Consider the following 19,809-nt stretch of genomic DNA (forward strand, 5'->3'; position numbering starts at 1 on the left):
CGGTTATCAGTAAAATCTAATCAGCTGTCTATCAGCTTTCTAATGACGATTAACAGAGCGAAGCGGTGCAACTGTGCGTAAGTAAGCGCTTAGAAGATTTTTTAAAACAAATTAATCTTATTGATGATGAATGACCTATTTGATATTCGACGCTTCGGACTCTATGCCCGAAAAGAATTTCGTGAAAACTGGAAAGTGTATGCGCTGTTTGCCGTAGGTATTATGGTAATGCAGCTGATATTCATTTATTTGTTGTGTAAACCACTGGAGGATAAATTTTATTATGACCAGTTGAAAGGGTATGATTTAAACCCTTTTGCTGGGCTTTTTAACTCTGCCGTAATAGCCACCTGGATTTCGGGAAGCTATGCTTACTCTTATTTTTCTTCTTCTTCTTCTTCTAAAACTTTATCTTCTCTAACATTGCCCGTTTCCCCCTTAGAACGATTTTGTTTCGCTTGGCTTCTTACTATCCCTTTAAGCTTGATAATAACGGCTATTTTATGGCGAGTAACGTGGTTCTTTGGTACCCCGTTTATCCTTTCAACCTTTCCTAAAGTAATTATCAGAATGGATTATGAGAAGGCATTTAGAAATGTAATTCAAACAAGTTTAGCAATTGGAGTTTTCGGCATTTCGGGAGCGTTTATGTTGGGAAGTTTGATTTTTAGGAAATATAGTTTTTTCAAAACATTGGCAATTGGGTTAGGAGCGATAGCACTTCTCTATGTGTTTCAGCAAAAAGCACTAACAGCAATTTTGCCAAATGCCGATAGAGTGGAAACCTCCCCTTATCCAGGGTTTATATACGCAAGTGTAAGAACTATCTCCAAACTTCATCTCCAATTTGGTTCAACCCTTGACTTACCCTACTTGGTTTGGTGGATGGGGTGTTTGCCTGTCATTTTGTGGGTAGCTACGTACTTGAAAATCAAAGAAAAAGAAGTTTAACAGCCATGAATTTTCATAACCAAATCCCGATTTACCTGCAAATTGCCGAACACATCGGCGAGCAGATTCTGACCCAACGTTGGAAACCCGATGACAAAATTCCGTCCATTCGGGAGTTGGCGGTGCAGCTGGAAGTAAACCCCAATACGGTGCAGCGTACTTACGATTTTTTGCAAACGCAAGAGGTGATTTTTACCAAGCGTGGGTTGGGGTATTTTGTGGCATCGAATGGCGAACAAAATTACCTCAACTGGCGCAAGGAAACGTTTGTACAAAACGAACTACCGATTTTTTTTAAACAAATTCGCTTACTAAAAATGAGTTTTGAAGAACTCGAAAAACGATTTTACGAATATGAAAACATCTAATCTATTGCTAACCGTAGCCGTCGTTGTGACGCTGGTAGTTCAGGCGCTTTTAGTGTTTGGGTACAAGAGTGCCTATTTGGAACAACTGACCGCCAAACGAGGAAAAGCGCATACAGTTTTTGAAGCGTTTCGAATTGAAAATAAGCCAATTAAAGTATTGAGAGCCAAAGGTATTCGCTTTGTGCTACATCTAGGAGAAGAAAAACAAGGCTTTCGCCACGATTACCGTCGGGTAGGTTTTGGTTATAGTAAAAGGGGAGACACGCTCGAAATCTCAGCGGTAACGGGACGGCAGGATGATGTCGATTTTTGTGAGTTGTATTTTTCCGAAATGCCCACGATTGAGCTGTATGATTCAAACGTCAGTATCGTCACTGTCAAGCCCATGCAGGCGTCGCTGTTGGTGAAGAAAAATAGCGTGTGTGCGCTGCAAAAAGGAACGTGGGAAAAGCTAGATGCACGGGTAGAAGATATTTCTAAACTCCGATTGGCAGAAGGAAGCGAAATCAATCAGTTGACGGTGAGCTTGGCGGACAAAGCAGGTTTGGAGGACGTGGGAGCAACGGTGAAGAAAATTCGATTGGCTTCTCAGTCGGATAGTAGTGAGGTAACACTTTCGGGCAAATCACTGAAAAATTTACAATAAAAAATTGTACATTTCCTGAAAAATAAACCCTTTTCACGGAAATGACATTCGATTACATCATCATCGGGGCGGGCTCGGCGGGTTGTGTGCTGGCGCATCGCCTTTCGGCAAATCCAGCGATCCAAGTATTGTTGTTGGAAGCAGGAGGGCCTGACAAAAAAATGGAAATTCATATTCCAGCGGCTTATTCCAAACTCAATCGTACGGAGGTCGATTGGGGATTTGAAACCGAGCCTCAGCCGCATGTACTTAATCGAAAAATGTATTTGCCGCGCGGAAAAGCATTGGGCGGCAGTAGTTCTACCAATGCCATGGCCTACGTGAGAGGCAACCGCGCCGATTACGACCAATGGGCAGCACTTGGAAATGAAGGCTGGAGTTACGAAGACGTATTGCCTTATTTTAAAAAATCAGAACATAACGAGCAGATTCACAACGAGTACCACGGGCAAGGTGGACCGCTCAACGTCACCTACGCGACGGGCTATCGTACGCCCGTGGCGGAGGCGTTTGTGAAAGCTTGTGCCGAAAAGGGAATTCCCGAAAACCCCGATTATAACGGTGCCGAGCAAGCAGGAACGAGCCTGTTTCAGTTTACCATCAAAGACCAAAAACGGTGGAGTACGGCAACGGCGTTTTTGAAGCCCATTTTAAATCGCTCCAACTTAAAAGTCATTACGTTTGCGCACACAACTCAACTGATTTTGGACAATGACCGTGCGGTAGGCGTGGAGTTTTTGACGGGAAAAAATACCACCGAAAAAGCGTTTGCCAACAAAGAAATCATCCTCTCGGCGGGAGCGTTTAATTCCCCACAAATTTTGATGTTGTCGGGGATTGGCGATAAAGACGAGCTAAAAAGGCACGGAATAAAGGCTAAAAAACACTTACCAGGGGTGGGTAAAAACCTACAAGACCACTTATTTACGGGGGTGAGTGCCTTGGCTAACGTACCAACCGCCAACGATTATCTGTCGGCGTGGGGGCAGGTGAAGGGGTTAGCGCAGTACGTATTCATGAAAAAAGGACCGATGACGATTAGTCCGTTGGAAGCCAATGCGTTTACCAAAATTCATTCAGGCCCCGACCCCGTCGATTTCCAGTTTCATTTTGCGCCAGTTCACATGGGCAACGACGGGAAAGCCGATTTTTACAACATTGATACCTTTCCACATACCAGCGGTTTTACCATTTTACCAACGCTTCTCAAGCCCAAAAGTGTTGGTTATGTGGGGCTTCATTCGTCAAATCCGTTGGATGCGCCACTCATTGACCCACGTTTTTTATCCGAAGAAGACGACGTGCTAACGCTGTTGAAAGGGACGAAAAAAGCGCTGGAGATTATGGACGCCAAAGCATTTGACATGGTGCGAAAGGAAGTAATTCTTCCCCTTCAACGTAGTTCTGACGAGGCACTTGTTTTACACATCAAAACGTTGCTAGAGACGGTATATCACCCCATTGGTACGTGTAAAATGGGCAACGACGAAATGGCGGTGGTGGACAGCAAATTGCGGGTGCACGGCATCGAAGGGCTTCGGGTGGCCGATGCGTCGATTATGCCCCGTATCATCGCGGGCAATACCAACGCCGCTTGCATTATGATTGGCGAAAAAGCCGCTGATTTGATTTTGGGGGATATTCGTCATAGTTAATTGGGAAACACATAGTTCACAATAGAATTTTTCACAATAGGGTACATAGTTATATCTTATGTTTTCTATGTGTTTTAAAAAAAATGACAAAACAAAACCCCCGCAAAAGTGATTCTGCGGGGGAGGAATGATTTTCGGCTAAACTGGTAACCAGTACCCAATTAACCAGCAACAACTATCTCACGAGCAAGCTCTACCAAATCTTTGTCGTTTACTTCTTTTTTGATGTCGGCTACGTCCAAGAATTGCTTGTAAATAATGTCCAACGTTGCTTTATCGAACGTATAACCCAACAATTCCAAACGGTGCTTCAACGCGTGGCGACCGCTACGAGCCGTCAACACAATCATTGATTTATCCACACCCACGTCGGTAGGGCTCATAATTTCGTAATTGAGGGTATGTTTCAAGAAACCATCTTGGTGAATACCCGAAGAGTGTGCAAACGCGTTACGCCCCACAATCGCCTTGTTGGCTTGTATTGGCATACGCATCATTTTTGAAACCAATTGGCTGGTAGGGAAAAGCAACTGAGTATTGATGCCCGTTTCGTATCCTAATTCTTTGTGTACATTGAGAGCCATCACCACCTCTTCCAACGACGTATTTCCAGCCCGTTCGCCAATTCCGTTCATCGTTACTTCCACCTGACGGGCTCCGTTCATGATACCAGCCAAAGAGTTGGCCGTTGCCAAACCAAGGTCGTTATGACAGTGAATCGAAATAGTCGCAAGGTGAGCGTTTGAGGTATTTTCAAAAATATACTTGATTTTGTCGCCATACTCATTAGGCAAACAATAGCCCGTTGTATCTGGGATATTTACAACCGTAGCTCCTGCTTTGATTACTGACTCTACCAAATGTGCCAAGAAAGCCACATCCGCACGTCCCGCATCTTCACAATAAAACTCTACATCCTCTACGTACGACTTGGCGTGTTTTACGGCGCCAATCGCTTGTTCTACGATTTTCTCACGTGTGCTGTTGAATTTGTGCTGAATGTGAATATCGGACGAACCAAGTCCCGTGTGAATCCGTCCGCGTTGAGCATATTTGAGGGCTTCTCCAGCGGCATCAATATCCCCTTTTACGGCGCGTGAAAGGGCGCAAATAACAGGCTGACGAACAGCTTTTGAAATTTCTACCACCGAACGAAAATCACCAGGGCTCGAAACAGGAAAACCCGCTTCGATGATATCAACACCCAGTTTTTCGAGTTGTTGTGCTACCACAATCTTTTCATCGGTTGTCAATTGGCAGCCAGGCACTTGCTCGCCGTCCCGCAACGTGGTGTCGAAAATTTGGACTTTTTGGCTCATTGTGTGTAAAGAGAAATTATAAATTGGTTAGATTTCGACTTTTGGGATTTTTATTCACAAAAAACCCTTTCTCAACGTGAGAAAGGGCCTTTTTACTACAAAGGTTTCCTTTCTCACATGACCTGTGTGAGGAGAAGACCGAGAATATTATTAGGTTGTAATGTCATAAATTGTGTTGCGAATTTTCGCTGTACGCGTATTTCTTCTACAAAAATAGCGGAATAATTTTTTGGTGCAAAAAGTTTTCAAAAAAAATGTAGCGGTATATAAATTTTGTTCTTGCCGCAGATTTTCCTATTTTTCTACAAATAAAGCAGAAATACCTAGTTTTGTAAAGACATACGTTCCCGAATCAGATGAAACCCCGCTTTTTGTTTATTTTTCTCCTAACTATTGGTATGGAAGTTACCTTTGCCCAAACGCCACTTTTCAATTGGCAAGGCCACCGTGGCTGCCGTGGATTGATGCCCGAAAACACCATTCCTGCGTTTCTGAAAGCACTCGACTACGGAGTGAATACCCTAGAATTGGATGTCGTTGTTTCGAAAGATAAGAAAGTAGTCGTTTCGCATGACCCTTATTTTCACGCCGACTTTTCGATAAAACCCGATGGTACGCCCGTGCCAAAAAGTCCCAAAATTGTGTTGTACGACCTCACGTATGACGAAATCAAACGCTACGATGTGGGGAGCAATGGCAACGCAAATTTTCCCGAACAACAAAAACAGAAAACCTACAAGCCGCTTTTAAGCGAGATGATTGAGGCCGTGGAGGCGTACCGAGTTAAAAACAAACTGCCGATTTTCTTGTACAACATCGAAATCAAGAGCGAAGAAAAAGAATACGATAAGTCGCAGCCTCAACCTGCGGAGTTTTCGGACTTGGTTTATCAAGAAATCATGGCTCAATTGCCACCCGAACGGATTGTTCTCCAAAGTTTTGATTTCAACGTTTTAAAACATTGGAAGAAACAAATCGACGCGGGCAAGTACAAAAAAGTAGCCTTGTCGGCGCTGGTAGCCAATGCCAAAGGGATTGAAAAAAACGTCGAAGATTTAGGGTTCATCCCTGAAATATACAGTCCTTACTATTTATTACTTTCGACGGAGCGGGTACAACAACTGCACAAGATGGGAATGCAAGTGGTGCCGTGGACGGTAAATACGACCGAAGAAATGCACAAAGTGAAGGCCATGGGCGTCGATGGCATTATTACGGACTACCCGAATCGCATCCCGAAATCCTGATTTTTACCAAAACCTATTAGGAGGGTAGTGTATGATTCATTGCTTTTATTTATGTTTGAGAAAATAAAACCTGATTTTCTGTGTCTCTACTGAACGACATAATGGTCTTTTTTATGAAGCGTCGTGCCGAGCGTATCGAACACTTCAAGGCGAATCCCATCGAGGTTCAGTACAAAGTATTCCACGATTTGCTGGAAGCGTCTCGCTACACCGATTGGGGGCGAAAGTACCGCTATGATTCGATTCAAACCATCAAACAATACCAAGAACGCGTACCGATTTCGAGCTACGAAGACTTGTATCCGTCGATTGAGCGGGTGTTGCACGGCGACCAAAACGTCCTTTGGCCGTCGGATGTAGAATGGTTTTCAAAATCGTCGGGAACGACCAATGCCCGCAGCAAATATTTGCCCATCACGCCCGAATCGTTGGAAGAATGCCATTACCGAGGTGGCCGCGACGTGATGACGCTGTACGCCCAAAACCGTCCAGGAACGTTGGTTTTTGAGGGAAAAGGGTTGTCGATTGGCGGAAGTTTGCATGATAATCCCTTCAACAGCGAAGGTGGAATGGTCGGCGACGTGTCGGCGGTGATTATGCGGAATTTACCCGCGTGGGCCGATTACATTCGCACGCCACCCATCGACATTGCTTTGATGGACAAATGGGAGGAGAAATTGGTCAAGATGGCTGAAATCTGTGGCAACGAAAACGTGACAAGTATATTGGGCGTACCGACTTGGACGATTGTACTCCTCGACCGCATTATGGAGGAACGTGGAGCGCAGCACATGCTCGATATATGGCCTAATTTTGAGGTGTTTATCCACGGAGCAGTTGCCTTTCAGCCTTACCGTGAGCTGTTTATGAAAAAATACTTTCCAAGCGACAAAGTTACCTACATGGAAACGTACAATGCTTCGGAAGGGTTTTTTGCGGTGCAAGACGACCTTGCCCACCCAGGCGAAATGCTGTTGATGCTCGATTACGGTATTTTTTACGAATTTGTACCCGTAGAAGAGTGGGACAAACCGCACCCCAAAGCCGTTACGCTGGATGAAGTAGAGTTGGATAAAAACTACGCGCTTATCATTTCGACCAACAGTGGTTTGTGGCGTTATCAAATTGGAGATACCATTAAGTTTACCTCAAAATATCCTTTCCGTATCAAAATTAGCGGCCGTACCAAGCACTTTATCAACGCTTTTGGCGAAGAAGTCATCATCGAAAACGCCGACGAGGCCGTCACCTTTGCTTGTGAAAACACGGGAGCCGTGATCAATGACTACACCGCAGGGCCTGTCTATATGGACGATGGCAGTAAAGGCCGCCACGAATGGGTGATTGAATTTAGTACGGCACCGTCCGACTGGCAAAAGTTTTGTCACTTGCTAGACAAACGCCTTCGGGAAGTGAACTCTGACTACGATGCCAAGCGTTATCAAGACCTTGCGTTGTTGGCGCCGCTCATGCACAATGTTCCGTCGGGTACATTTTATGAATGGATGGGGCGTCGAGGAAAATTAGGCGGCCAAAATAAAGTACCACGCTTGAGCAACTCGCGGGAGTATTTAGAAGGAATTTTACAAATGGTGTATCAAATGGAGTAAATGAACCGAAGGTAAACCCAAAAACTAGGCTTGGTCATTTTTTTGAAACGTAAAAAGCCTATTTTGCCACGAAAACAAACCATCGGTGTAAATAGTCCACCAGAAATTTTAGAATTACACAACTTTGCAACCGTTAACTAAAACCTAACAAAACCATGTCAAAAACCACATTAATTGTCATTGTCGTCCTTGCCATTTTTGGAATGTACGGCTGTAGTACTTACAATGGCCTCGTGAGCAAAGACGAAACTGTCAACAATGCGTGGGCCAACGTACAAAGCGCCTACCAACGTCGTGCAGATTTGATTCCTAACTTAGTAAATACGGTCAAAGGAGCGGCTGATTTTGAAAAAAGTACGCTTACCGCAGTGATTGAAGCACGTTCAAAAGCTACGTCTATCCAGTTGAAACCAGACCAATTGACTCCTGAAAATATGCAGAAGTTTCAGGCAGCTCAAGACCAATTGAGTGGATCTCTTTCGCGCCTTTTGGTATCGGTAGAGCAGTATCCGCAACTAAAAGCCAACCAAAACTTTTTGGAATTGCAAGCTCAGTTGGAAGGCACCGAAAACCGTATCAAGGTAGAGCGTGACCGTTTCAATGAAGTGGTGAAAGGTTATAATCAATCGGTACGTACGTTCCCTGCCAACATTTTTGCTGGTATGTTTGGCTTTGCGCAGAAGGGCTATTTTGAAGCCTCTCAAGCGGCACAAACGGCACCTACGGTGAAGTTCTAATTTCAAAACTTTCTGAAAAACAACCTTCCCGAAAGTTTAACAATCTTCCCGAAAGTTTAAAACTTTCGGGAAGATGTACTTTCCAACCGTAAACTTGTAAACTCTAAACCGTACATTGTTCATGTCTCTTCTTTTGACTTCTTCCCAACAAGAGCAAGTAGTGGCGGCGATTCGTTCGGCAGAACTGGTGACTTCGGGCGAAGTACGTGTTCATATCGAGACCAATTGCCTCGAAAGCGATGTCATCGAACGTGCCAAACAAGTCTTTGCGGACCTTGGAATGCACCGCACTGATTTGAAAAACGGGGTGTTGTTTTATTTGGCCACAGACGACCGAAAGTTTGCCGTACTGGGTGACAAAGGCATCAACGAACGCGTTCCTGATAATTTTTGGAACAATGTGCGCGATACAATGCGAGCTCATTTCAAAAAAAATGAATTTGCCGAAGGTCTCAGTCAAGGGATTCAGTTGGCAGGTGAGCAACTGAAAACGTTTTTCCCTCGCCAAGCAAACGACATCAACGAACTCTCCGACGATATTTCGTTCGGGTAACTTTTTTCCAATGCGTCATTTCTTTTCTCTTTTGTTGATAACCTTGTGCACCATTCGTGTTTGGGCACAAGATATTCCCGAACCGATGAATCCTCGGCGTTTGGTCAACGACTACGCGGGTATGCTAAACGGGACAGAACGTGAAACCCTCGAACAAAAACTGCGGGTTTTTAATGATTCCACTTCGACACAAATTACGGTGGTGATTGTGAAATCAACGTTGCCGTATCCTCCAGGCGATTATGCGTTTGAGCTGGGACGACGTTGGGGTGTTGGACAAAAAGACAAAGACAATGGCATAGTGTTGTTGTGGGCGTCGGATGACCGCAAGATTTTTATCGCTACGGGGCGAGGCATTGAGGGCGCGTTGCCTGATGCAATTGCCAAACGGATTATTTCGACGGTTATATCTCCTGAATTTAAACAAAAGATGTATTACCGTGGCCTTGACCGAGGAACGGATGAAATCATCAAGTACACAGCGGGAGAATACAAATCGGACGGCACCGAGGGCGGCGATGGAGAGTTACCTTTGGGGGTTATTATTTTCCTAATCATCATTGTCATTATTATTATCATCATCATTTCCAAAGCCAACAAAGGCGGCGGTGGCGGTGGTTTAAGCCGACGCGGCGGCGGATGGTATCCGTACACCACTTACACGGGCTGGGGTAGCTCGTCGGGCAACTGGGGCAACAGCGGCGGCGGTGGTGGCGGTTCAAGCTTTGGTGGTTTTGGTGGGGGAGACTTTGGCGGTGGAGGCGCTGGAGGAGATTATTAGGAATGACGAGTGAGGGAGTGTAGAATGACGAATAAAAGTGGGTTCTCGGTTGCAATAACCGTGTTTTCGGTTGCTTACTACCGAAAAAATAACAAAATAGATTCTTTATGAAAGTACGGCCTGCGGCGCTCATTATTGAAAATAACCATTTGCTTTTGCTGCGCTATAACTACAGCGGCAACGACGTATTTGCTTTGCCTGGTGGTAACCCCGACCGTGGCGAAACCCTCCCGCAGACGATTGAACGTGAACTAAGCGAAGAGTTAGGGATTGAGGTAGAAGTTCAGGGAATGCTTTTTTCGGGGGAGGTACTGTTACCACACCAAAAAGACGACGTGCTTCATGTGGTTTTTGGGACACAAATCATCGGAGGAATCCCACGACTCAACCCCAACGAGACGACAGCCTTGGAAATTTGCTGGAAGCCTGTGAATGTGCTACACCAATTAAACCTCTACCCCAACGTTGGGCAATACATTCAAGATGGATTACTAGGCAGCCCGCCCCATCCCTACGTCGGGCAAATCAACCAGCCTTTTTTTAGTTAACAACGACCCCACAAGCATTCCTAACAAGCTTGCGGCTGTTCCGTAGAGAATGGCAGGAAACGTCGTATGCCATACAAATGCGCACAACACCCAAACGACGAACCCGAGTATCATTGACGCCATACATCCAACGGCATTGGCGCGTTTCCAATAAAGCCCAAAAGTGAGCGGTACAAAAAGAGAGACCAAACTAAAGGCCGAAGATTCTCCCACTAATTCAAAAATGTCCTGTCGTGTTTGTGCCATCCAAATAGAGGCAAACGTCACGAAAACAACGCCCAAGCGAATGACAAGCAAAAGGCGGGTGTCAGATAGGTTAGGAAGATAGGGTTTGACAAGATTTTCGCCCAATACTGCCGCAGGAGCCAAAATAGCGCCACTACTGGTGCTCAGCAAGGCCGAAATTAAGGCGCCAAAAAACAAAATTTGAATCCACAATGGTGCGTGTTGAAGCACCATGTTGGGAATGATGAGGGAGGTATCTCCGTTCATTAATTCAGGATAAAGCGTTTTGGCGGCCAAGGCGATAAACAAAGGCAAAAGCGCCACCGTCAAATAAAGACCTCCCGCAAAAATCGAAGATTTCACGGCAGTGTCAGCATCTTTGGACGACATAACTCGCTGGAAAATATCTTGTTGGGGGATAGACCCTAGCCCTACCGTAATCCAAGCTGCCAGGTATTCGGCGTAGCTTTGCAAACTCATTTCTTTCGGGGTAATGCGGAAAAAATCAGCAGGCTGTTGGCTCGTGACAGGAGCGATTCCTCCCGTTTTGGAAAAGAGGATAATGGCCAAAATGATAAGTCCAAAAATCAAGATAATATTGTGTAAAAAGTCAGTAATCGACACCGACCACATCCCGCCCATAAACGTATAGAACATAACGAGGATGGCGCCAACCCAGATGCCTGTGCTCAACGGCAGCCCAAACACGACTTGCCCCACAATGCCCATGGCGACAAACTGAGCAGCAATCCACCCAAAGTACGAGGGGATAATCATCACTGCCGAGACAAACTCTGACGTCCTACCAAAACGCATCAAGAAAAAATCACAAAAAGTAATGATGTTCCAACGATAAAAAGTTCGGGCAAAAAATATACCTACAAGTATCAAACATAAGGCCGCGCCGAAAGGCTCCTCAATGACATTTAGGAAACCGCCTTCGATAAATTCTTTGGGAGCCCCCATCATGGTTTCCGAGCCAAACCAAGTCGCAAAGGTAACCATTGTGGCCAGTCCCATGGGTAAACGGCGCCCAGCCAACACAAAATCTTGGGTGCTGTGTACTCGCCGAGACGCCCAAAAACCGACGGCGACGTTGATAAGAAGATATATACCAATGGAAAAAATAAGCATAAATCAAGCGAAAAAGTGGGAAGGGGACGAATTTGGGAACATTAACTGGTTTTTGCAATTTTGTTTGAGTAAAACAACAAACTTGAACCTGTGGCAAACGATTACGACAAGATTTTCAAAGAAAATATCGAAAATTTGATTCCATTTCTTGCCCGAAAAGTGCTTGGAATTGATGTTGATATTTTAATCGAATTACCCGATGATATTCAGTTGACGGTAGAACGAAAACCTGACTTTTTGAAGAAAGTCGTACCAAATGATGGCTCTGAACCCTACCTACTTCATTTGGAGTTTCAAACAGCGTTGGACAAGGATATGCCTTACCGAATGCTGGAATATTATGCACTTCTTTTACGAAAATATCGTTTATCAGTACGACAGTACATCGTTTATCTTACAAAAAATGGAGGTGATAAATGGGAAGTGAAGCATGATTTTGGTAGTTGTCAATTTGAGTACAACCAACGTAGCCTTCAATCTTTTGACTATGAGCTGTTTTTAAATAGTACTTCGCCTGAGGAGGTATTGTTGGCTATTTTAGCAAACTTTAAAAATATTCCACCCATTGAAGTCGCGCATCGGATTATTACAAAACTTCAAGAGCTGGAACCTAACCATTTTTCTTTGGGGCGGTACGCCAACCAGTTGGTAATTTTATCAGGAATCCGTAATTTAGATGAGACAACCTTAAAACTTTTAGAAGATATGCCAATCACAGATATTTCACTGGAAGATTTCTACAGCTACCGCAAAGGAATGGAGAAAGGAATGGAAAAAGGAATGGAGAGGGGGATGGAAACAGGGATGCAGCAAAAGCAACGAGGAATTATTACTAAAATGTTACAATCAAACCTACTGACGATAGAGCAAATCGCTGATATTGTGGGGGTAGAGGTGTCGGTGGTAGTAGAAATTCAATCTGCAATTAAAACAAACGACTAAGGTCTTTATATGCAACGTTTTTTAGACGGATGGCACAGCCCATCGCTCAATAAACACATGGAAATCGCGGTGTATGGTCACTACGGATTTGCTCTATTGATGATTCCAACCGCCGCCGCTGATTACCTTGAATACGAACGTTTTCAACTCATTGATACGATTGCAAAACCTATCAACGAAGGGAAAGTGAAAGTTTTTTCGGTCAATAGTATCAATACCGAGAGTTGGTTAAACAATCACATGAGCGGACGCGACAAAGCGGTGCGTCATCAACAGTTCAATGAGTATATTTTTAACGAAGTGATTCCGTACATCAAAAGCCAAACAAGCCCTGATACGCCGATTATTGCGGCAGGAGCGTCGTTTGGGGCGTTACATTCGGCCAACCTTTTCTTTCGCCGTCCTGATTTGATTAATGGAGTGATTGCCATGAGTGGGTGCTATGACCTAACGGCTTATACCAAAGGACACTACGACGACAATGTCTATTTCAACTCGCCTGTTCATTATTTGCGAAACCTTTCGGATGAAGCTTATTTGGCAAAGTATCGTGCGAGTAAACACATCCATATCGTCACGGGCTCGGGCAGTTACGAAGACCCCGATTCATCACGTTACCTTTCGAGCGTGTTGAGCTCCAAAAATATCCCACATGAGTTAGACGTTTGGGGGTACGATATTCCGCACGATTGGCCGTCATGGCGAAAAATGTTGCCTCATTACCTCGAAACTCGCTTCTAACTTTTAGCGAATTACTACGGTTTTTCCTGTTGTCTTGACTCCGTCGGCAACAGGAATATCTTCTCCATTCTTCTTGACAGTCACCCGATACACATACGTTCCTGCGGGTAGGTCGGTGGTGTTTGTCCAAATCCATTCATTAAACCCAACCCGAGGCACAAACGAAGCGGTTTTGAAGATTCTCCCCGTCATATCTACCAGCGCAATCGTTGCTTCGGTGGGGTTTTCTTTGCCCGAAACCGTAAAAGAAACTTTAATAAGCTCATTCGCTGGGTTGGGAGTAGCTTCTACCGAAACAAGTTTTTGTTCGTTTATCACTCGAAAACTGATTTGATAAACGCCCGTTCGGTTTAAGGTAGCATCAGCCCCTTGAAAACGAAGGGTGTACACCCCATCGGGAAGGGAAGCGGGGCGAAATTCAATTCGAGCTACATTTTGGTTATCGGCGGGTATAAATCGAAGGACTGAGCTAGAAAAAGCAACGCGCTGGAAGGTCGTTTGTGAGGGGCGTTGCAAAAATAAATCCATGCCTAACGTATCCCTTTTGAAAAGAAAACGATTCTCGTCTTTGAGTTGAAGCAAAATCGTTGGTGTAGCCGAAACTACTTCTCCGTCGCGGATGCGTTGTCCGTCAAAAAACACATCGAGCGTGGGAGCAAAGCGGTCAGAGACAACCGTAAACGGTAGATTGATGGTGTTATTATCGTAGTTTTGCTCAGGCTGACGGCGTGGGTTTATTGTTACCAACAAACGGTTATCGCCGCCTTTCCCCAACGTAGGCATTGCAACGGTAAACGCTGCTTCTTCATTGGGTTGCAGGCGCCCCAACTTTCGCTCACTCATTTGGGGCGCACCTGTGGGGCTAAAAATCGTTTGCTGAACAACCAGCGAATCGCGAAAAGCAACGGGAGAGATATTTTTGAACGAAACATTGACTGAAACCACTTCTCCTTCTTGACGTTCAAGAGCGCCATTCAGGCTTGCGGTGGCACTTCCTTCGGGAACGGGTGTGTAGTTGACCCACCAATTTCGTAATTGCAAAGGTGTACTCACTCGGGCATCATTATTGGCCAGTTGAAGCCTTAAACGAAGGTAAGGATACGTAGTGGCGTCAACGTCTTGGAGAGAAATTGTCCCCGTGGCTACGCCCGTTTTTAAAACCTTTTCAGCACCGTTGAGGGAAATTCCAATCATTTCTAGGGTTGCTTGTGTTTGGTTAGAAGTAAGAGGTTTTGTGTTGTAGTTCAGCATTTTCCATTGACTAGCTGGCCCCACCAACGAAGAGGTAATTTGTCCTTTCCCGCTGTTACTTTTTAAGGTGAAATTATCCAATGTAAGCGTCCGAAGGCTCGGAGCAAGGTCATTTGGGTCGGGGCCAACCTCAACGGCAGGTTGTTTGGCTCCTTTTTGAACAATCAGTAAATAAGGGCTTTTAAGTCGTGCCATACTCGCTTGCGTTAGTCCAAGCTCAGTGAGTTTAGTAAGCTCTGAGGCTGGCCATAAATCAAATTGAATACCGTTGAGCGTCATCAGCACAATCCAATCACCGTCAGGAACGGCGTCCACCCATTTGCTAAAAAGCTTATCGTTCACAATCTCGCGCTGGCGGAGGGTGTTCATAACGTACGGCGGATTTCCGCAATTACGGCTGGGCATCACTGAATACGCTTGAAGGTTGTCGCGGTGAAGTGCCGTGACGGCAAGATTGGCACCAGGTCGCCAATTGTCGATTTGGTCAAAAGTCGTGCAGTTGCCTTCCACCACCAACAAAATGTCATTGATGGATAATTGTGACGCTTTGTAACCCTCATTAAAAGCCCCGACGGAACTTCCTGCCACTACGGCTTTTACGTTGGTGAAAACGGTCTTGTACGACCAAGTAGGTTGGGTATTGACGGATAAATTCACCTCCAATGGAGTAGCTTTGGTAAACTGAGGAGGCTGACGCTGTGCCCAACCTTCTCCGCCATTTTTGACAAAGGTAAACGAACTTTCGGTCCAGACATTGTCGCTGCTTGCGGGGCGGTCGGCGTAGCGAATGCGCCAATAATAGGTGGTTGAATCGCGGTTAAGAAGCGTTACTTTCCAACTTGGTAGCACCGTTGCCGCGACGGCTTGGGTACGTTTGAAAGGACTGTCAAAACGGGCAGTCGTGTCAATTTCAACGGTGTAATTTCGGTTACTATTATCAATTTGCTGGGCAACCAGCAGCGTGGTTGGCAGGCCATTTTCGGTCGTTGAAACCACGGAATACTCCGCAGGTAACAAAGGGTAAGCCCCTGCAACGGGCAAACTTAATTCAACAGCAGCTACATTATTCGTACGACTGGTCTCGGCCAAAACGCTATTGGGGTCAATTTGAACCTCAAAGCGATTCAACCCGCTTTGGCTACGGTCGTGGGGAAGGCTGAAGGTAAGTGTATCAAGGTACGCAACGGCTGAGAAACTAGCGTCATAGGCCGAAACAATTCCGTCGCGGGTAGTACGGGTAAGGCGAAGGGGTAGTTTTTCGTTGCGATAAAGTCCCAGATTCGCTACCACCACCTTGATTTTGAGCGAGTCACTAAACGCAGAAACAGCAGCTCCGTTTTTGCCTTGAACCAAAATACTTTGGCTGTTAACAGCATAATCAGGTTTTTGGGTGGGGAAAATCACCACGGCAGGGTCGCCTTGAAGTGTCATCTGTTGGGCATCTGCTTGGTACGTAGGGTCTTCGGGGTAAAGCGCCAACGTTTTACGGATAATTTGCTGGTAAACCTCTCCAAACGGACGATTGAAGTTGGTACTATCACCCAGCATGACGTTATAAAAAGTGTTGGCATAATCATTTAGCGAATACACATAAGCCACGTTGGAGTGTGCCAAAAACAAAATGGCTCCGCGGTCTTTGGTCGTAATCCAGTCTTGGGCGTAGGTTCGGCTGTAGCCAAACGTAAAATTCCCAACCACGCAGCCATTGGCAAATACTAACGGATAACGGCCTTTGTTGCGGTAGCCAAACACGTCGTTGGACACCATGCCCAAATCAATATCGGTGACGTTGAGGGCCGAATGCCCAAACAGCGTCATAATTCCCGCTCCTTCGTTGACTTCGTTGGTAATGCCCACGTACTCAATGGCTTCGTCGGTTTTTTTGGTGATGGTTGTTACTTTGGCACCTAAAAATTCCTTTTGGGCTTTTTTCCTGAAAGACTCCATGATACCCAAAAATTGCGCTTGCTCAAACGAATTGGTGCCACCGCTCAAATGCAGAATGTTTTTTCGCCAAAGCGCATTCATGGGCGTGGCTTCGTGCTCTTTTACTTTTTCTAAGTAGTTAAGTACTTCCTGTGGATTATCCGTCCAAATTCGCCCCGTAGGAAGGGCGGGCACGAGCGAGGGTTGTCCCTTTAAGCCGTGCGAAAACAGATTGTCGGAGCCAGGCCATCCAAACGTTGGCACCATGTCCACATTCGCAAGGTTGGAATTGGTACGGTTAAAGTCGATTTGTTGGGTACGTCCCACAATGAATAAAAACTTGGGATTCCCTTTTTCGACCATAAATTGTACAAAACGACGCACAGCCAACGGGCTAAACTCGCCGTAGTTAAATTGATTAACGAGTAAATCCATCTGCACGGTGAGGGTGTCGTATTTCCCTCCTGCAACAGACGCTCGGTAGCCACCAAACTGTTTGGCGACGTTGATAAGGTTACGGTGCGTCACCACCAGATAATTGGCTTTGGTTGGGTCAATGTTGCGGAACGTAACGCGCTGTATGCTCGGAACGGCCAATGGGAGGCGCGTGGTAAAAAGCGTTTTTTCAGAAGCGGTTTCCCGCACTACGGCTTTTAGGATGCTGTTTTCGAGGGTTGAACCAACACGACCTACGTTGTTTTTATCGCTGATGTCAAATAAGCGTGTGGCAGCGGTAGCATTGGCAATTTCGAGGTACGATTTGTTTTGAGAATTGGGTAAAAGGTAAAAGTATTTCTGAGAAGTATTGAGTACATCAAAACGTTGGGGATAGCGGAGGCGATAATAAGTCACGCTATAAACATCTTCGGCTTGGTTCGGAAAACCGCCTCTTGAAACCGTGGCAATTGAAATACGATTGCTGTCGAGCGACACGTCCGAAAATGAAATAGGATACTGAACCAACAACGCATTTTGGTAACTAAACCGAACCGTATCCACCAATCGATTGGCATTGAGGGTGCTTCCAACGCTGATTTCGATAAAATGGGCGCGGTGGTCGCGGCCCATCAAATGCAGCTCAAGTTGAGGCTGAAAAGCCGTTCGGACGGGATTTTCGAGGGCAAATCTCCGTTGGTTTCGTTTGTTGATGGAAATTTCTGGCCCCGTCCATCCTTCACCATAATCATAAAAAGAATTTTGTGCCCCACTCGGCGAACCTAAAGGATACATCAAGCCTTCCGACATGCCCGTGTAATTGTAACTTGCAATGTTGGAAACCAACAAATCTTCGTGGTGATAAGGCTCAGGGGTGAGCGTTGGTGTCGGATTTTCCTGATAAAAAACCATGCGTTTGCCCGCTTGCCCATCAAGGCGCCAGGTCAAAAAGTAGGCAGTAGTGTCTGAATAAAGATTGTATAGTTTGTGCGGTTGGGCGCTGTGAGGTAAGTAAAGCAACGAGTCTTGGGTGCCGTCATTTCCTTCCCCGTAAAACTCAAGGTAGTCGGTTTCATCCAGCTTATTATCGCTCTCGCCTTGAATAAAAATAGCCTGTTCTTTACCCCGAAAAAACAATTGAATGGAGGTAGGGTTGAGGGTCGAAACAGGAACCCCCGCTTGGCGAAGTTCGTTGGTGGAGATACGATAAAGCCCTTTTTGAGCAACAGGAATTTTAAAATACGTTTGCTGAAAATTAATCCACTCGTTGCCGTAGCGCTGGGCGTTGGTTGAGAGTGCAACAATAAAAAAGAGAAACGTAGCAATTTTCGCCTCTACCTCAAATCTAAGTTTCATGGGTTTTACTCGCTGATATTGAAGATGCAAGTTAACGACTCAGCGAAGAAATGCCAAGTATTTAAAAATATGTTATGCTTGCAGAGTATTTTTTACAAAAAAAATGGTTGTTTTGTGGTAAGGAATCTAAAACGTTAAACAATAAGACGAAACAACCTTAAAACATGAACGCATACATTGTAGCAGGATACCGCACCGCCGTGGGAAAAGCCCCGAAAGGTGTTTTTCGTTTTACACGCCCCGACGACCTTGGTGCAGAAGTAATCAAACACATGATGGCGCAATTGCCGCAACTTGACCCCGCTCGGGTGGATGACCTCATCGTGGGAAATGCCGTGCCTGAAGCCGAACAGGGAATGCAAATTGCGCGTTTTATTTCGCTGCTTGCTTTGCCTAAAAGCGTCCCTGGTTTTACGATTAACCGTTACTGTGGGTCAGGGGTGGAGGCGATTGCGATTGCAGCGGCTAAAATCAACGCGGGCATTGCGGATTGCATCGTGGCAGGAGGTGTAGAGTCGATGTCGATGGTGCCTACAACGGGTTGGAAAACAGCCCTCAACTACGAAATCGCAAAAGACCACGCTGATTATTACATTGGAATGGGATTAACGGCTGAGCAAGTAGCTAACCAATTTAAAATTGGCCGCGATGAGCAAGATGCGTTTTCGTTGGCTTCGCACCAAAAGGCATTGGCCGCACAAGCTGCGGGTAAATTTGACGGAGAAATTGTCCCTATTACGGTAAAAGAAACGTTTTTCGACGCCAACTCAGGAAAGAAAAAGACAAAAGAATATGTAGTAAACAAAGACGAAGGTCCACGCGCCGATACTACCCTCGAAGCCCTAGGGCGTTTGAAGCCCGTATTTGCAGCAGGCGGAAGTGTGACAGCAGGGAATTCGTCTCAGACGTCAGATGGAGCGGCTTTTGTGGTGGTGATGTCTGAAAAAATGGTAAATGAACTAAACCTGAAGCCGATTGCGCGCATGATGTCGTACGCATCGGCAGGGGTAGAGCCACGCATTATGGGTATCGGCCCCGTGGCGGCGATTCCGATTGCGCTTAAACAAGCGGGTCTTACCCTCAATGACATTGACCAAATCGAATTGAATGAGGCGTTTGCAGCTCAGTCGCTGGCAGTAATAAAAGAATTGGGAATTGACCCGACTAAACTAAACCCTAACGGGGGCGCTATTGCGCTTGGACACGCCCTGGGCTCAACGGGTGCGCGTTTGTCGGTGCAATTGTTCAACGAAATGCGCCGTCGCGAGCAGAAATACGGCATGGTGACCGCCTGCGTCGGTGGTGGCCAAGGAGTAGCAGGTATTTACGAGTTTTTGAACTAATTCTGTGCAAGTTTGCAAAGAGCAAATTTGTACAGAGCAAA

General features: G+C 45.7%; 16 protein-coding genes. 13 read left to right on the top strand and 3 right to left on the bottom strand.

Going from position 1 to position 19,809, the window contains the following annotated elements:
* Positions 1-123 precede the first annotated feature (123 nt).
* The 4 genes from FHS57_RS01025 to FHS57_RS01040 are packed head-to-tail and all read left to right on the top strand — an operon-like array spanning position 124 to position 3,620.
* Positions 124-951, top strand: coding sequence for a hypothetical protein (locus FHS57_RS01025; protein ID WP_183971002.1), 828 nt, complete (start codon positions 124-126; stop codon positions 949-951).
* A gap of 5 nt (positions 952-956) precedes the next feature.
* Positions 957-1,319, top strand: a complete 363-nt coding sequence (locus FHS57_RS01030; RefSeq protein ID WP_183971003.1) for a GntR family transcriptional regulator — start codon at positions 957-959, stop codon at positions 1,317-1,319.
* Positions 1,306-1,965: a hypothetical protein gene (locus FHS57_RS01035; protein WP_183971004.1), complete on the top strand. Its 660-nt coding sequence runs from the start codon at positions 1,306-1,308 to the stop codon at positions 1,963-1,965. Before FHS57_RS01030 ends, FHS57_RS01035 begins: the two co-directional genes overlap by 14 nt.
* A gap of 41 nt (positions 1,966-2,006) precedes the next feature.
* Positions 2,007-3,620, top strand: coding sequence for a GMC family oxidoreductase (locus FHS57_RS01040; RefSeq protein WP_183971005.1), 1,614 nt, complete (start codon positions 2,007-2,009; stop codon positions 3,618-3,620).
* Positions 3,621-3,781: 161 nt separating this feature from the next.
* Here FHS57_RS01040 and FHS57_RS01045 read toward each other — a convergent pair whose 3' ends face one another.
* Positions 3,782-4,939, bottom strand: a complete 1,158-nt coding sequence (locus FHS57_RS01045; protein WP_183971006.1) for a 2-isopropylmalate synthase — start codon at positions 4,937-4,939, stop codon at positions 3,782-3,784.
* 398 nt (positions 4,940-5,337) lie between these two features.
* On the opposite strand from FHS57_RS01045, the gene FHS57_RS01050 reads away from it, so the two are divergent.
* The 6 genes from FHS57_RS01050 (at position 5,338) to FHS57_RS01075 (ending at position 10,415) form a co-directional block, all read left to right on the top strand.
* Positions 5,338-6,186 (top strand): glycerophosphodiester phosphodiesterase family protein, encoded by an 849-nt coding sequence (locus tag FHS57_RS01050; protein ID WP_183971745.1) that lies wholly within the window; start codon positions 5,338-5,340, stop codon positions 6,184-6,186.
* Positions 6,187-6,266: 80 nt separating this feature from the next.
* A complete protein-coding gene (locus FHS57_RS01055) occupies positions 6,267-7,796 on the top strand; it encodes a GH3 auxin-responsive promoter family protein (protein ID WP_487756036.1) in 1,530 nt (509 codons plus the stop codon).
* Positions 7,797-7,951: 155 nt separating this feature from the next.
* Positions 7,952-8,533: a LemA family protein gene (locus FHS57_RS01060; protein WP_183971008.1), complete on the top strand. Its 582-nt coding sequence runs from the start codon at positions 7,952-7,954 to the stop codon at positions 8,531-8,533.
* Between the two features lie 121 nt (positions 8,534-8,654).
* Entirely contained in the window at positions 8,655-9,086 is a 432-nt protein-coding gene (locus tag FHS57_RS01065; RefSeq protein WP_183971009.1) for a TPM domain-containing protein, read from the top strand.
* Between the two features lie 10 nt (positions 9,087-9,096).
* Positions 9,097-9,867 (top strand): TPM domain-containing protein, encoded by a 771-nt coding sequence (locus tag FHS57_RS01070; protein WP_183971010.1) that lies wholly within the window; start codon positions 9,097-9,099, stop codon positions 9,865-9,867.
* Between the two features lie 107 nt (positions 9,868-9,974).
* Positions 9,975-10,415 carry an NUDIX domain-containing protein gene (locus FHS57_RS01075; protein WP_183971011.1) on the top strand — a complete coding sequence of 147 codons (441 nt, stop codon included), beginning with the start codon at positions 9,975-9,977 and terminating at the stop codon, positions 10,413-10,415.
* On the opposite strand, the gene FHS57_RS01080 is transcribed toward FHS57_RS01075, so the two are convergent.
* The gene (locus tag FHS57_RS01080) at positions 10,359-11,774 is read right to left on the bottom strand and encodes a high affinity choline transporter 1 (RefSeq protein ID WP_183971012.1); all 1,416 of its coding nucleotides are present in this window, start codon (positions 11,772-11,774) and stop codon (positions 10,359-10,361) included. The two genes, FHS57_RS01075 and FHS57_RS01080, sit on opposite strands and share 57 nt — an antisense overlap.
* A 90-nt stretch (positions 11,775-11,864) precedes the next feature.
* On the opposite strand from FHS57_RS01080, the gene FHS57_RS01085 reads away from it, so the two are divergent.
* Complete coding sequence (locus FHS57_RS01085; RefSeq protein WP_183971013.1) at positions 11,865-12,716, top strand: RpnC/YadD family protein; 852 nt, start codon at positions 11,865-11,867, stop codon at positions 12,714-12,716.
* Positions 12,717-12,725: 9 nt separating this feature from the next.
* A complete protein-coding gene (locus tag FHS57_RS01090) occupies positions 12,726-13,457 on the top strand; it encodes an esterase family protein (protein ID WP_183971014.1) in 732 nt (243 codons plus the stop codon).
* Between the two features lie 3 nt (positions 13,458-13,460).
* Here FHS57_RS01090 and porU2 read toward each other — a convergent pair whose 3' ends face one another.
* Positions 13,461-18,425 carry a putative type IX secretion system sortase PorU2 gene (gene porU2 / locus FHS57_RS01095; RefSeq protein ID WP_183971015.1) on the bottom strand — a complete coding sequence of 1,655 codons (4,965 nt, stop codon included), beginning with the start codon at positions 18,423-18,425 and terminating at the stop codon, positions 13,461-13,463.
* A gap of 164 nt (positions 18,426-18,589) precedes the next feature.
* Between porU2 and FHS57_RS01100 the strand changes: the two genes are divergently transcribed.
* Positions 18,590-19,768, top strand: coding sequence for an acetyl-CoA C-acyltransferase (locus tag FHS57_RS01100; protein ID WP_183971016.1), 1,179 nt, complete (start codon positions 18,590-18,592; stop codon positions 19,766-19,768).
* Positions 19,769-19,809: the final 41 nt, after the last annotated feature.

The organism is Runella defluvii (genome assembly GCF_014195535.1).
In the GTDB taxonomy this organism is placed as follows: Bacteria; Bacteroidota; Bacteroidia; order Cytophagales; family Spirosomataceae; genus Runella; species Runella defluvii.

Bases quoted from the DNA above. Each gene is read 5' to 3' on its own strand.
- FHS57_RS01025 (WP_183971002.1), top strand. From the start codon at position 124: ATGATGAATGACCTATTTGATATTCGACGCTTCGGACTCTATGCCCGA.
- FHS57_RS01030 (WP_183971003.1), top strand. From the start codon at position 957: ATGAATTTTCATAACCAAATCCCGATTTACCTGCAAATTGCCGAACAC.
- FHS57_RS01035 (WP_183971004.1), top strand. From the start codon at position 1,306: ATGAAAACATCTAATCTATTGCTAACCGTAGCCGTCGTTGTGACGCTG.
- FHS57_RS01040 (WP_183971005.1), top strand. From the start codon at position 2,007: ATGACATTCGATTACATCATCATCGGGGCGGGCTCGGCGGGTTGTGTG.
- FHS57_RS01045 (WP_183971006.1), bottom strand. From the start codon at position 4,939: ATGAGCCAAAAAGTCCAAATTTTCGACACCACGTTGCGGGACGGCGAG.
- FHS57_RS01050 (WP_183971745.1), top strand. From the start codon at position 5,338: ATGGAAGTTACCTTTGCCCAAACGCCACTTTTCAATTGGCAAGGCCAC.
- FHS57_RS01060 (WP_183971008.1), top strand. From the start codon at position 7,952: ATGTCAAAAACCACATTAATTGTCATTGTCGTCCTTGCCATTTTTGGA.
- FHS57_RS01065 (WP_183971009.1), top strand. From the start codon at position 8,655: ATGTCTCTTCTTTTGACTTCTTCCCAACAAGAGCAAGTAGTGGCGGCG.
- FHS57_RS01070 (WP_183971010.1), top strand. From the start codon at position 9,097: ATGCGTCATTTCTTTTCTCTTTTGTTGATAACCTTGTGCACCATTCGT.
- FHS57_RS01075 (WP_183971011.1), top strand. From the start codon at position 9,975: ATGAAAGTACGGCCTGCGGCGCTCATTATTGAAAATAACCATTTGCTT.
- FHS57_RS01080 (WP_183971012.1), bottom strand. From the start codon at position 11,774: ATGCTTATTTTTTCCATTGGTATATATCTTCTTATCAACGTCGCCGTC.
- FHS57_RS01090 (WP_183971014.1), top strand. From the start codon at position 12,726: ATGCAACGTTTTTTAGACGGATGGCACAGCCCATCGCTCAATAAACAC.
- porU2 (WP_183971015.1), bottom strand. From the start codon at position 18,425: ATGAAACTTAGATTTGAGGTAGAGGCGAAAATTGCTACGTTTCTCTTT.
- FHS57_RS01100 (WP_183971016.1), top strand. From the start codon at position 18,590: ATGAACGCATACATTGTAGCAGGATACCGCACCGCCGTGGGAAAAGCC.